Here is a 12,984-nt window from a genome sequence, read left to right on the forward strand (position 1 = left end):
CGCCATGATCAAGCACTGACGAGTGTCAACAACGCTCGTGATCAATACACCTAGGGGGTGTCTCGCCGATCATGCCGGGCTCGCGGCGTCTGGCACCGCTCCCTGATCCGGCCTGATCGACGAGACACCCCCTAGCCCGCGACCGCCCCAGACCGCCGCCGCCCCCGCACCGTCCACACCGCCAGCCCCACCAGAATCAGCGTCCCCGCGCCGAATCCGCCCGCCGCGACCGCCTTCATCGCGACGCCGTCTCCCCCGGCGCTGTCTGCCGAAGCCTCCCGCTCCCCCTCCGTGAGGTCGAAGAGCCCTTCGGGCACGGACCGGTCGGCGTAGAGGGGACCGTCCTGGGGGTCACCCTTCACCCGCACCCGCAGCGTCAGCCCGAACGGCCCGGGGCCGACCTTCTCGGCGACCTGGGCGGCGAGGTGGACGACGAGGTAGTAGGAGCCGGCGAACCGCATGCCGCTCACCCGGTCTGCGGTGGCGTACCGATTGGCGAAGTCGACGGGCGGCAGGGGATCGAGCGAGGCGGACTGCTGTCTGCCGTCGTAGCCGGTGCCGTCGTCGACGACGAGGGCACGCACGGGGTTGTGGAGGGCCAGGTTCAGCGCGCCGACGGCGTAGTCGTGGCGGTCGTCGCCGCCCGCGCTGCCCAGTTCGGCGGTGGCCGACAGCTGTTGTCCCCAGTCGACGGGAACCTCGTAGAACAGGGTCTGTCCGGGTTCGATCTCGGCGCTCCACCCGCCCTGCCCCACGGTCGCCGCCGTGTCGAACCCGGCACCGCCCGGTCGCCGCTCGGGTTCGTCCGCGGGCGGCACGGGGGAGGCGGAGTCCCACGCCCGGGGCGCGTCGGTGGCGCCGGGCCGGGCCGGCTGGGGTTCGGTGACGACGGTGAGTTCCAGCTCCCAGGGTTCCGGCGCCGAGCCGGCCGTGGCTCCACCGGGTCGGACGCGTTCGACGACGACGTAGTACGTCCCGGAGTCCGCGCACCGCGTTCCGCCCGTCTCACGCGCGCCCCAGGCGGTGATCGGACGCGGGCTGCGGGAGGAGCCGATGATCTTCCTGTCGTAGGAGCAGGAGCGGCCGTCGCCGTCCTGCACGGACACGTCGACGCCGTCGGAGGCCGAGACGCCGGCGTCGGGGCCGGGTACGGCGGTGGCGGCGACGTACGCGTTCGATGTGGCGTCGAGGTCGAGTCGGTAGTAGGCGGTCCCGTCGGCGGGGAGGGTGCTGCGGTAGGTGCCGCCGGGGCGCAGAGGGGCCGCGCCGGTGGTGGTCGTCGCGCCGGGTACGCGCCGGGCGTCCTCCGCGAAGGCGTACGAGTGGTCGTCGGCATCGGCCGACGTGCGGGGAGCGGGGGAGGCGGGTGACGCCGTCAGTGCGGCCAGTGCCCCTAATACCACTCCGGTGACGGTCACGCGCGCGCGTACCGCCGATGAACGACACCACCTCACGCGGGCCCCCTTACCCAGGCGTCCTCACCGTCCACACACGAAACCCCGACCGCAACGGCGGCCGGGGTCTGTTCAGACTGTTCCGAGTGCTCGGGCTGTCCCGAGTGCCCGGAAGGGTATGTCGGTGGTCACGAACCCGTGGGCACGGAGTCAGTCGCCTCCGTCCACAGATCCTGCTCGGCGCGATCCGCCTGGATCTGGCGGTACACGAGGAGCCCGCCGATGGCGGCCAGTGCGACCAGGAGAAGCTTCTTCACCGCGCGACCTCGTCTTTCCTTGACGTAGGGGACCTCTGGCGCCCGACTATACACACCGACCGATATCGATCGGTGACCTGCGCCCCGGGCTCAACTGCCGCCTGGGGTACCGCTTTAGAAGCGGACGCGGCCACTCCGATCCGAGGGTGATCACATCAGCACCGAGCGTCACACCTTGCCGCTTTTCGCAACTTTTCTTCCTCTATAGGGCTTCTTCTGAGCTCTTGCGCCCATTCGAGTGGTGTTGATCTGAACATCGCCGCGCCACGGGCGTCGGTCCACCACTTCGCGACCCTCATACACATCATGAGGAAAGTACGCAAATCGCCCGACCCGAAAGTGAGGGGCCATGGCCCGCAACAAGGTCATGAATCTGTGGACCGCACTCGTCACCGCCTTCCTCGCGCTGTGCACGGCGCTCGGACTCATCACCACGACCGCCGCCGCGGCGGTACCGCAGACCGAGTCCAGCCGCAACAGCAGCGACGACACGACCGCCCCGGTCACGACACCGGCGATGGCCCCCTGGTCCTGGTCCTGGTCCTACGCCAGGTCACTGCCCCCCACGATGAAGCAACGGATCCGGGCCGAGGCCCACGGAAAGTCCCCGAGCTGCCGGCACCGCCCCCTCGCTGACGCCGCCCCGGCGACCACCGACTGCGCCCCACCGGCCCCCGCGTCCCAGGCAGAACCGGCCGAACTGACCGAGCCCATCGCACCGCCACTGCAGCGCTGAGGGTGACCGCCGAACCCTCAGCCCAGCCCAGACCAGATCAGACCGAACAAAACCCAATCCACCCCGTAAGGCCTGATCCTCCTTCCCCCCTGGATCCAACCTGTCAGAACGGCGAACTGCGTACACGCCCTCACGAAGTGGCCCGGTCACCCCTAGGTGGCCGGGCCTTCGTGCGCGTGTGTGCCCTACTGCGGGAGCCGCAGCGCCAGTCCGTCGAGGACGACCTCCAGGCCGTAGGCGAACTTGGTGTCGCGCAGGGCCACGGGGTCGCCGGCCGCCTCCATGGCCTTGCCGTACGAGGTCGACAGATGGTCGTGCTCGGAGGCCGCCTGCTGAGCGGCGGGCATGAGGCGGGCGATGAAGTCGGCCTCGCTCTCGCCGGACCGGGCCACGGTGACGAGCCAGGCGCTCTCCGTGGTGCTCATGCCGATGACGTACGACAGCACGGTGTCGATGGCGCGGCTCGGCTCCGGGAAGCCGACGGCCGTGAACAGGGCGGCCAGGCGCTCGGAGAAGGACATCAGATTGGGGCCGAGGTAGGCCAGACCCGCCTGACCGAGCACGGACGACAGCCAGGGGTGGCGCAGGGAGGTCGCGCGGAAGGAGGTGGCGGCCTCGGTGACGGCGGCCCGCCAGTCGGCGCCACCGGCGGGCCGTACGTGGATCTCGGCGGCGACCTCGTCCACGGCCAGCTCCATCAGCTCGTCCTTGGTGGCGACATGCCGGTAGAGGGAGGTCGCGCCGGCGTTCAGGCGGGCGGCGAGCTTGCGCATGCTGAGCGCCTCGACACCCTCGGCGTCCAGCATCGCGACGGCCTCGCGGACGATCACCGCGCGGCTGAGGGCGGGCTGGTCGGGTTCGCTGCGGCGGCGGGCCCAGACTGAGGGGATCGGGTTCTCGTCCTGCTTGGACCTCGGGGCCATGGGCTCTCCTCGCGCATCGATGCGTACATCGTTCGCATCCAGCGTACAGAGTTCGACTCTTGCGCACACTGTTCCGCTCTGCGTACAGTGTTCGCAACGAAGGAACAGTGTTCGCAAGAGTTCGCAACGGATGAGAACGCAGGGGGAGCAGCCTCATGAACGCCCGCACCGAACAACCTCAGTCGCAGAGCCGCGACCCGCGCCGCTGGTGGATCCTCGTGGTGCTCTGCCTGAGCACGCTCGTCCTGGTCGTCGACAACATGGCGCTGACCGTCGCGGTGCCGGCGATGACCGAGGACATCGAGGCCACCGCCCAGGACACCCAGTGGATCCTCGACTCCTACATCCTGGTCTTCGCGGGCCTCCTGCTGACCTCCGGCAGCCTCGGCGACCGCTTCGGCCGGCGGAAGGTGATGCTGATCGGCCTGCTCCTCTTCGGGGCGGCGTCACTGGGGGCGGTCTTCTGCTCCAGCCCCGGCGAGGTGATCGCCGTACGGGTCGCCATGGGTGTCGGCGGGGCGCTGATCATGCCGTCCACGCTGTCGATCCTCATCACCGTCTTCGACGAGGAGGAGCGCGGCAAGGCGATGGCCGCCTGGGGTTCGGTGTCGATGCTCGGCCTGGTCGGCAGCCCGGTCCTGGGCGGCGTCCTCATCGACCACTTCTCCTGGCAGTCGATCTTCCTGATCAACGTGCCGATCGTCGTCCTCGCCCTCATCGCCGGCCGCACCCTGATGCCGGAGTCCAGGGCGCCCTGGCAGAAGCCCGATCCGCTCGGCGCGCTGCTGTCCGCCACCGGTATGACCGCGCTGGTCTGGTGGATCATCGAGATCCCGCAGCACGGCGCGTTCGGCGGCGACTCCCTGATCACGTCGGCCGTCGCGGCGGTCGCGCTCATCTCCTTCGTGATCTGGGAGAACGTCACCTCGTCCCCGATGGTCCCGCTGGTCCTGTTCAAGCACCGCAACTTCAGCGGCGGCTCGCTCTCCCTGGCGCTCGTCCAGATCGGCAACGGCGGTCTGCTGCTGGTCCTCACCCAGTACCTGCAGTTCGTGCTCGGCTACTCGCCGGTCAAGGCCGGTCTGGCCTTCCTGCCGATGGCGGTCGCGGCCCTCGTCGGCAACGGCGGCGGAGTGAAGCTCGCGCAGAAGATCGGCAACCGGTTCGTCATCCTGGCCGGCATGCTCGTGATGGCGGGCTCCTTCGGCCTGCTGGCCACGGTCACCACCGACTCCGGCTTCACCGTCCCGGCGGTGGCCCTGGGCCTGCTGGGCCTCGGCGCCGGCATGGCGATGCCGGCCGCGGTCGCCGCGCTGATGGGCACCATCCCGGCCGACAAGGCCGGCGTCGGCTCCGCCCTCAACGACACCATCCAGCAGGCGGGAACCGCCCTCGGCATCGCCATCCTCGGCTCGCTGCTGACCAGCTCCTACACCGCCGAGATGCCCTCCGACGCCCCTGAGCAGGCCAAGGAGTCCATCGCGGGCGCCCTGGCCGTCGCCGAACCCGACAGCGGCCTGCTGCCCGCCGCCCGCGAGGCCTTCACCACCTCTATGTCCACGACCTTCACCCTCAGCGCGATCGGCGTCCTCGCCGCCGCGGTCGTCGCCACCCTGGTGATGCGCGACAACAAGCCCGAGCAGCCCGCCGAAGACGCCCCCGAGACCCCGGAGAAGAACCCGGAGAACACCCCGCAGCCGATCGCCTGACGACACAGAAGACCCCCGATCCATCCGGACCGGGGGTCTTCTCGCTGTGGGGCTAACAGGATTTGAACCTGTGGCCTCATCCTTATCAGGGATGCGCTCTAACCAACTGAGCTATAGCCCCGCCGCGCTCTGCGGTGTGTGTCCCGCGCGCTGACTCCTGAAGATTAGCGCACGACCGGGGCAGTCCCAAAATCGATGGGGATTCGATGGGGACCGGCGGCTCACTCGTCCTCGGCGAGCGTCAGTTCCACACCGCCCACGAAGCCCGCGGAGAGGTTGTAGATGAACGCTCCGAGGGTGGCGAGGGCCGTCGCGAGGACGACGTCGATGACCGCGATGATCGACGTGAAGAGCAGGACGTTCGGCAGGGACAGGAACGCCTGCAGGTCGAAGCCGTTCGACTCGTTGGAGCCGGTCGCCTCGGAGATGGTGCCGCCGACGGTCGAGAAGACGCCCATCGCGTCCATGACCATCCACAGCACGGCCGCCGCGACGATGGTGCAGATGCCCAGCGCGATCGACAGCAGGAAGCTGACCTTCATCACCGACCACGGGTCGGCCTTGGCCACCCGCAGCCGTGCCTTGCGGACGCGCGGAGTGGTGCGCGCGCCGGTGCGCGGGCGGCGTACGGCACCGCCCGCCTGACCGCCCTGCCCCTGCGCGGGGTAGGCCTGCGGCGGGTGGTACGGCCCGGAGGGCTGCTGCGGCTGCCGTTCCCCGGGCAGCGGCGAGGCCCCCTGCTGCTGGGTCTGCGGGCCTCGGGTGTCCGTCACAGTTCCCCCCTGGGATCCATGAGTGTCAGGCGAGGGCGAGGGCTTCGTCTTCCGCTCCGACGGCTTGACCGCCTGGAGGTTGGTCGTGTGCGGATCCGTCGCCGGCGCGGCGGAGCCACGGGCGCCGCCGTCCGTTTCCTGACCGGTCGTACGACCCGTCGAGGTACCGGCCGATCCGGCGCCCGTGGCTCCGCTCACGCTGACTCACTCCTCGTGCTACTCGGCCGAGGGCGCCTCACCCTCGTCCGTGCCGCTGGTCACGGCGTCCTCGGCGGTCTCGTCGACGGCCACGTCGCCGTCGACCTCCTCCGCCTCGCGCCCCGCCTCGGCGTTACGTGCGATGCCGACGACGGCATCGCGCTTGCCCAGATTGATCAGTTGGACGCCCATGGTGTCACGGCCCGTCTCCCTGACCTCGTTGACTCGCGTACGAATCACACCGCCCGACAGCGTGATGGCGAGGATCTCGTCGGTCTCCTCGACCACCAGCGCACCGACGAGCGAACCGCGGTCTTCGACGATCTTGGCGGCCTTGATGCCGAGGCCGCCGCGTCCCTGAACGCGGTACTCGTCGACAGCGGTCCGCTTCGCGTACCCGCCGTCGGTGGCAGTGAACACGAACGTACCGGGTCGAACAACATTCATCGAGAGCAGTTCGTCTCCCTCACGGAAACTCATGCCCTTGACGCCCGAGGTGGCACGGCCCATGGGCCGCAGCGACTCGTCCGTTGCCGTGAATCGGATCGACTGCGCCTTCTTGCTGATCAGCAGCAGATCGTCGTCGGCCGAAACCAGCTCGGCGCCGATCAGCTCGTCGTCGGAGCCGTCCTCCCGCTCCCGCAGGTTGATGGCGATGACGCCACCCGAGCGAGGGGAGTCGTAGTCCTTCAGCGAGGTCTTCTTCACCAGGCCGGCCTTGGTGGCCAGGACCAGGTACGGCGCCGCGTCGTAGTCGCGGATCGCGAGGATCTCGGCGATCGCCTCGTCCGGCTGGAAGGCCAGCAGGTTGGCGACGTGCTGACCGCGCGCGTCCCGGCCGGCGTCCGGCAGCTCGTACGCCTTCGCGCGGTACACCCGGCCCTTGTTGGTGAAGAACAGCAGCCAGTGGTGCGTGGTCGAGACGAAGAAGTGGTCGACGATGTCGTCTTCCTTCAGCTTCGCGCCGCGTACGCCCTTGCCGCCGCGCTTCTGGGCGCGGTAGTCGTCCGTCTTGGTGCGCTTGACGTAGCCGCCGCGCGTGACGGTGACGACGATGTCCTCCTCGGCGATCAGGTCCTCGATGGACATGTCACCGTCGTAGGGCACCAGCTGGGTCTTGCGGTCGTCGCCGTACTTCTCGACGATCGCGGCGAGCTCCTCGCTGACGATGCCGCGCTGGCGGACCGGGGAGGCCAGGATCTCGTTGTACTCGCTGATCTTCGCCTGGAGCTCGTCGTGCTCCTGGACGATCTTCTGCCGCTCCAGGGCCGCGAGACGGCGGAGCTGCATCTCCAGGATCGCGTTGGCCTGGATCTCGTCGATCTCCAGCAGGTCCATCAGGCCGCCGCGGGCGATCTCGACGGTCTCGCTGCGCCGGATCAGCGCGATGACCTCGTCGATGGCGTCCAGGGCCTTCAGGAGGCCGCGCAGGATGTGCGCGCGCTCCTCGGCCTTGCGCAGCCGGAAACGCGTACGGCGGACGATGACCTCGATCTGGTGCGTCACCCAGTGACGGATGAACGCGTCCAGCGAGAGGGTGCGGGGCACGCCGTCCACCAGCGCCAGCATGTTCGCGCCGAAGTTGGTCTGCAGGTCGGTGTGCTTGTACAGGTTGTTCAGGACGACCTTGGCGACCGCGTCCCGCTTCAGGACGATCACCAGGCGCTGGCCCGTACGGGACGACGTCTCGTCGCGGACGTCCGCGATGCCGCCGATCTTGCCGTCCTTCACCAGGTCGGCGATCTTCTGCGCGAGGTTGTCCGGGTTGGTCTGGTACGGCAGCTCCGTGACCACCAGGCACTGGCGGTTCTGGATCTCCTCGACCTCGACGACCGCGCGCATGGTGATCGAGCCGCGGCCGGTGCGGTAGGCCTCCTCGATGCCCTTGCGGCCGACGACGAGGGCGCCGGTCGGGAAGTCGGGGCCCTTGATGCGCTCGATGAGCGCGTCCAGCAGCTCCTCGTGCGAGGCCTCGGGGTTCTCCAGGTACCACTGGGCGCCGGCGGCGACCTCGCGCAGGTTGTGCGGCGGGATGTTGGTCGCCATGCCGACCGCGATACCGGCGGAGCCGTTGATCAGCAGGTTCGGGAAGCGGGAGGGCAGGACGGTCGGCTCCTGGGAGCGGCCGTCGTAGTTGTCCGTGAAGTCGACGGTCTCCTCGTCGATGTCGCGGACCATCTCCATCGACAGTGGCGCCATCTTGCACTCGGTGTACCGCATGGCCGCGGCCGGGTCGTTGCCCGGGGAACCGAAGTTGCCGTTGGAGTCGACGAGCGGCATGCGCATCGCCCACGGCTGGGCGAGGCGGACCAGGGCGTCGTAGATGGAGCTGTCGCCGTGGGGGTGGTAGTTGCCCATGACGTCGCCGACCACGCGCGCGCACTTGTAGAAGCCGCGCTCGGGGCGGTAGCCGCCGTCGTACATCGCGTACAGCACGCGGCGGTGGACGGGCTTGAGGCCGTCCCGGACGTCCGGCAGCGCACGCGAGACGATGACGGACATCGCGTAGTCGAGGTACGAGCGCTGCATCTCCGTCTCGAGCCCGACGGGCTCGATCCGCATGGCGATGTCGCCGCCCTCTTCAGGGGTGACGGGGGTGTTCTCGTCGGCCATTGCTGGTGAGGATCCTTCCTGGTGCGGTCAGCTGAGACCGACTCAGATGTCGAGGAAGCGGACGTCCTTGGCGTTGCGCTGGATGAACGCGCGGCGGGCCTCGACGTCCTCGCCCATCAGGACCGAGAACAGCTCGTCGGCCTGGGCGGCGTCGTCGAGGGTGACCTGGCCGAGGACGCGGTGCTCCTGGTCCATGGTCGTCACGCGCAGCTCCTCGGCGTTCATCTCGCCGAGGCCCTTGAAGCGCTGGATCGAGTCCTCGCGGACCCGCTTGCCGCGCTGGCGGCCCATCTCGAGCAGTGCGTCGCGCTCGCGGTCGGAGTACGCGTACTCGACGTCCTCCCGGCCCCACTTGATCTTGTACAGCGGGGGACGGGACAGGAACACATGGCCCGCCTCGACCAGCGGCCGCATGAAGCGGAACAGGAAGGTCAGCAGCAGGGTGTTGATGTGCTGGCCGTCGACGTCGGCGTCCGCCATCAGGATGATCTTGTGATACCGGAGCTTCTCGATGTCGAAGTCCTCGTGGACCCCGGTGCCGAAGGCGGAGATCAGCGCCTGGATCTCCTGGTTCTGCAGGATCTTGTCGATCCGCGCCTTCTCGACGTTGAGGATCTTGCCCCGGATCGGGAGGATCGCCTGGTACTCCGGGTTGCGGCCGGACTTGGCCGAACCGCCGGCGGAGTCACCCTCGACGATGAAGATCTCGCACTTGGTCGGGTCGTTCGACTGGCAGTCGGACAGCTTGCCCGGCAGCGACGCGGTCTCCAGCAGGCCCTTGCGGCGGGTCAGGTCGCGGGCCTTGCGGGCCGCCACGCGCGCGGTGGCCGCCTGGATGCCCTTGCGGACGATGTCCGCGGCCTCGTTGGGGTTGCGGTCCAGCCAGTCGGTGAGGTGCTCGTAGACCGCCTTCTGCACGAAGGTCTTGGCCTCCGTGTTGCCCAGCTTGGTCTTGGTCTGGCCCTCGAACTGGGGCTCGCTCAGCTTGACCGAGATGATCGCGGTCAGACCCTCGCGGATGTCGTCACCCGTGAGGTTGTCGTCCTTCTCGCGGAGCAGCTTCTTGTCGCGCGCGTACTTGTTGATCAGGTTCGTCAGCGCCGCGCGGAAGCCCTCTTCGTGGGTGCCGCCCTCGTGGGTGTGGATGATGTTGGCGAAGGAGTAGACGCCCTCGCTGTAGCCGCTGTTCCACTGCATCGCGACTTCGAGGGAGAGGCTCTTGTCCTTGTCCTCCGCCTCCAGGTCGATGACGGTGGGGTGCACCACGTCTCCCTTGCGGGAGTTGAGGTACTTCACGAAGTCGACGATGCCGCCCTCGTAGTGGTACGTGACGGTCTTGGGCTCGTCCTTCTCGTCCGCGCCCGCCTCGTCCGCGCCGGCCGTGGCCTTCGCCGACTCGCGCTCGTCGGTGAGCTTGATGGTCAGTCCCTTGTTCAGGAACGCCATCTCCTGGAAACGCCGCGACAGCGTCTCGAAGGAGTACTCCGTGGTCTCGAAGATGTCGCCGTCGGCCCAGAAGGTGACCGAGGTGCCGGTCTCGTCCGTGGCCTCGTGCTGGGCGAGGGGGGCCGTCGGAACGCCCATCTTGTAGTCCTGCGTCCAGCGGTGGCCGTCCGTCTTCACCTCGACGGAGACCTTGCTGGACAGGGCGTTCACCACCGAGACGCCGACGCCGTGCAGACCACCGGAGACCGCGTAGCCGCCGCCGCCGAACTTGCCGCCCGCGTGGAGCACGGTCAGCACGACCTCGACGGCCGGCTTGCCCTCGGACGGGACGATGCCCACCGGGATGCCACGGCCGTTGTCGACGACACGGACGCCGCCGTCGGCGAGGATCGTCACCTCGATCGTGTCCGCGTGCCCGGCCAGCGCCTCGTCGACGGAGTTGTCGACGACCTCGTACACGAGGTGATGCAGGCCACGCTCACCGGTGGAGCCGATGTACATACCGGGTCGCTTGCGGACCGCGTCCAGACCCTCGAGGACGGTGATGGCACTGGCGTCGTAGGACGCAGTGACGGAGGCCTCGGCACCTTCTGCCATGGCCTCGGTGGACGGGATGTTCTCGTTGGGGTTGCCGGAATCGGCCACGAAGCGCCCTTTCTGGCACAGCACGAGCCGGGCTCCTGGGAGTACCCCCTCTTGGAGGGCTGCCGGAGCGGCTGCGGCATGTTGCGTTGGTAAGCCTTGATCAGCGTTGCTCAGCGTTTCCCGGGCGGTCCCCACGTTCGGGGCGGGATTGTCTTCCAGTCTACCGGTAGCACTGACAGTGATGGGGGTTTGCCGGTACCTGAGTCCGCATGTGCCGCCCTGAACCGTCCTCGATCGGGTCCCGATATGCGGATGGGGGCTCCAAGAGGCTCACAGCGGCACCCAGCGCTTCGAGGTGTCAACCCATAGCTACTCCCCGGTCAGGTCGAAATTCGCATGCGCGTGCGGTTGTATGACAAGACAGTGACCGCTGTGGAAAAGGGGGGCTCTGGGGCGAGTGAACGTGAGGTCGGTCACGTGAGCCCGGTGAAGGTCCGCGCCCGGCCGCGGACGCGCTCGCGGGGCGCTCAGACCCAGGTGCCGGCCCTCAGACCCAGGTACCGGCGCTCAGCCGTAGGTGTCGCCGGGCCCGGTGCTGCCCGGAGCGCGCAGGGGGCCGTAGCGGCGGGCGGGGCCACCCGGACCCAAGACCTTGATCATCCGGACCGTGCCGTGGCCCAGGTCCTCGTTCAGCCGGGCCACCAGCTGCGGGGCGAGCAGCCGCAGGTTCGTCGCCCAGGCCGTGGAGTCGCAGCGCACCACGAGCACCCGCTCGTCCTCGTCGTACCGGTCCGGCACGCAGTGCTTGGCCAGGTCCTCGCCGACGATCTCCGGCCAGCGGCCCATGACCCCGCCCACCGCGGCCGGCGCCTCCCAGCCGCGCTCGGTGAGCAGCCGGTTGATCGCCGCGCCGAGCGCCATCGGATCGCGGCCGTCGGCGCGCGCGCCGGAGCGCAGGCCACCGCCGCGCCGGGCCTGCTTCTTCTGCTGCGCCGCGTCCCCACGCGCGCGTGCCGCCTCCTTCGCCGCGCGCAGCGCCACGCGCGCGAGGTCGACGCCGGACGGCTCGGGCTGCTTCGGCCGCTCGGGGCCGTCGCGCTTGTCGGACTCGTTCATACGCGCTCCACCGTCCCGCCGGACACGGCGTACCGCGTCCCGGTCAGTACGCCGGGTACGTCGTCGTCGACCGCGGCCGTCACCAGCACCTGCTCCCCGGGCGCGACCAGCTCGGCCAGCCGCTCACGGCGGCGGGCGTCCAGCTCGGCGAACACGTCGTCCAGGATCAGCACCGGCTCGTTGCCCTCGGCGCGCAGCAGGTCATAGGAGGCGAGGCGCAGGGCCAGCGCGTACGACCAGGACTCGCCGTGCGAGGCGTAGCCCTTGGCGGGGAGTTCGCCGAGCTTGAGCAGCAGGTCGTCGCGGTGCGGGCCGACGAGAGTGACGCCCCGCTCGATCTCCTGCTTGCGGACGTCGGCGAGCGCCGCCATCAGCTGTTCGAACAGCGCCTCGCGGGTGTGGGCCTCGCCGGGGGCGGACGGCTTGTAGTCCAGGGTGATCGGGCCGCCGCCGGGAGCAAGCTGCTCGTACGCCTTGTCGGCGAGCGGCTGGATCGCGTTGATCAGATCGACGCGCTGGGCCAGCAGTTCGGCACCCGCGCGGGCGAGGTGCTGGTCCCAGACGTCGAGGGTGGACAGGTCCATGGACCGGCCGCCGTGCCGGCGGGCCAGCGCGGCCGTCTTCAGCAGGGTGTTGCGCTGCTTGAGGACCCGGTCGTAGTCCGAGCGCACACCGGCCATGCGCGGAGAGCGGGCGGTGATCAGCTCGTCGAGGAAGCGGCGCCGCTCACCGGGGTCGCCCTTCACCAGCGCCAGGTCCTCCGGCGCGAACAGGACGGTACGCAGGATGCCGAGCACATCGCGGGGCCTGACCTGCGACGACCGGTTGATGCGGGCGCGGTTGGCCTTGCCGGGGTTCAGCTCCAGCTCGACCAGCTGCTGCCGGTCGCCCTGCCGGACCTGGGCGCGGATGATCGCCCGCTCGGCGCCCATGCGGACCAAGGGTGCGTCGGAGGAGACGCGGTGGCTGCCGAGGGTCGCGAGATAGCCGACGGCCTCGACGAGGTTCGTCTTGCCCTGGCCGTTGGGGCCGACGAACGCGGTGACGCCCGCGTCGAGCGGGACCTCGGCCCGGGCGTACGAGCGGAAGTCGGCCAGCGACAGATGCGTGACGTGCATGGTCGTTTCGCCGACCTCCCCGGCGTGGTCTCCCCGGGTGGTACCCGGGGGTTCCC

10 protein-coding genes and 1 tRNA gene are annotated in these 12,984 nt (G+C 69.4%); 2 read left to right on the forward strand and 9 right to left on the reverse strand.

The window, feature by feature from the left end:
* Nucleotides 1-131: 131 nt before the first annotated feature.
* Nucleotides 132-1,418 (reverse strand): hypothetical protein, encoded by a 1,287-nt coding sequence (locus AMK31_RS34535; protein WP_241842821.1) that lies wholly within the window; start codon nt 1,416-1,418, stop codon nt 132-134.
* Between the two features lie 164 nt (nt 1,419-1,582).
* Nucleotides 1,583-1,711 carry a DLW-39 family protein gene (locus tag AMK31_RS34540; protein WP_003999697.1) on the reverse strand — a complete coding sequence of 43 codons (129 nt, stop codon included), beginning with the start codon at nt 1,709-1,711 and terminating at the stop codon, nt 1,583-1,585.
* 349 nt (nt 1,712-2,060) lie between these two features.
* On the opposite strand from AMK31_RS34540, the gene AMK31_RS34545 reads away from it, so the two are divergent.
* Nucleotides 2,061-2,447 carry a DUF6344 domain-containing protein gene (locus AMK31_RS34545; RefSeq protein ID WP_073944707.1) on the forward strand — a complete coding sequence of 129 codons (387 nt, stop codon included), beginning with the start codon at nt 2,061-2,063 and terminating at the stop codon, nt 2,445-2,447.
* Between the two features lie 185 nt (nt 2,448-2,632).
* On the opposite strand, the gene AMK31_RS34550 is transcribed toward AMK31_RS34545, so the two are convergent.
* On the reverse strand, nt 2,633-3,370 hold the full coding sequence (locus AMK31_RS34550; RefSeq protein ID WP_073944708.1) for a TetR/AcrR family transcriptional regulator: 738 nt from the start codon (nt 3,368-3,370) through the stop codon (nt 2,633-2,635).
* A gap of 155 nt (nt 3,371-3,525) precedes the next feature.
* Here AMK31_RS34550 and AMK31_RS34555 point away from each other — a divergent pair, with 155 nt between their 5' ends.
* A complete protein-coding gene (locus AMK31_RS34555) occupies nt 3,526-5,079 on the forward strand; it encodes an MFS transporter (RefSeq protein ID WP_073944709.1) in 1,554 nt (517 codons plus the stop codon).
* Nucleotides 5,080-5,126: 47 nt separating this feature from the next.
* Here AMK31_RS34555 and AMK31_RS34560 read toward each other — a convergent pair.
* From AMK31_RS34560 to recF, 6 genes are all read right to left on the reverse strand, one after another.
* Nucleotides 5,127-5,200, reverse strand: a tRNA-Ile gene (locus tag AMK31_RS34560).
* Nucleotides 5,201-5,300: 100 nt separating this feature from the next.
* On the reverse strand, nt 5,301-6,050 hold the full coding sequence (locus AMK31_RS34565) for a DUF3566 domain-containing protein (protein ID WP_073944710.1): 750 nt from the start codon (nt 6,048-6,050) through the stop codon (nt 5,301-5,303).
* 18 nt (nt 6,051-6,068) lie between these two features.
* A complete protein-coding gene (gyrA, locus tag AMK31_RS34570; protein ID WP_073944711.1) occupies nt 6,069-8,663 on the reverse strand; it encodes a DNA gyrase subunit A in 2,595 nt (864 codons plus the stop codon).
* A gap of 42 nt (nt 8,664-8,705) precedes the next feature.
* Nucleotides 8,706-10,778 carry a DNA topoisomerase (ATP-hydrolyzing) subunit B gene (gyrB, locus tag AMK31_RS34575; RefSeq protein WP_198948631.1) on the reverse strand — a complete coding sequence of 691 codons (2,073 nt, stop codon included), beginning with the start codon at nt 10,776-10,778 and terminating at the stop codon, nt 8,706-8,708.
* 483 nt (nt 10,779-11,261) lie between these two features.
* Nucleotides 11,262-11,810, reverse strand: coding sequence for a DUF721 domain-containing protein (locus AMK31_RS34580; RefSeq protein ID WP_073944712.1), 549 nt, complete (start codon nt 11,808-11,810; stop codon nt 11,262-11,264).
* Nucleotides 11,807-12,928 carry a DNA replication/repair protein RecF gene (gene recF / locus AMK31_RS34585; RefSeq protein ID WP_073944713.1) on the reverse strand — a complete coding sequence of 374 codons (1,122 nt, stop codon included), beginning with the start codon at nt 12,926-12,928 and terminating at the stop codon, nt 11,807-11,809. Before recF ends, AMK31_RS34580 begins: the two co-directional genes overlap by 4 nt.
* Between the last annotated feature and the right edge of the window lie 56 nt (nt 12,929-12,984).

The organism is Streptomyces sp. TSRI0107 (assembly GCF_001905845.1).
Classification (GTDB): Bacteria; Actinomycetota; Actinomycetes; order Streptomycetales; family Streptomycetaceae; genus Streptomyces.

What these genes read in the sequence shown, in the direction of transcription:
- gyrA (WP_073944711.1), bottom strand. Translation starts at nt 8,663, where the DNA reads ATGGCCGACGAGAACACCCCCGTCACCCCTGAAGAGGGCGGCGACATC.
- AMK31_RS34550 (WP_073944708.1), bottom strand. Translation starts at nt 3,370, where the DNA reads ATGGCCCCGAGGTCCAAGCAGGACGAGAACCCGATCCCCTCAGTCTGG.
- AMK31_RS34580 (WP_073944712.1), bottom strand. Translation starts at nt 11,810, where the DNA reads ATGAACGAGTCCGACAAGCGCGACGGCCCCGAGCGGCCGAAGCAGCCC.
- recF (WP_073944713.1), bottom strand. Translation starts at nt 12,928, where the DNA reads ATGCACGTCACGCATCTGTCGCTGGCCGACTTCCGCTCGTACGCCCGG.
- AMK31_RS34555 (WP_073944709.1), top strand. Translation starts at nt 3,526, where the DNA reads ATGAACGCCCGCACCGAACAACCTCAGTCGCAGAGCCGCGACCCGCGC.
- AMK31_RS34545 (WP_073944707.1), top strand. Translation starts at nt 2,061, where the DNA reads ATGGCCCGCAACAAGGTCATGAATCTGTGGACCGCACTCGTCACCGCC.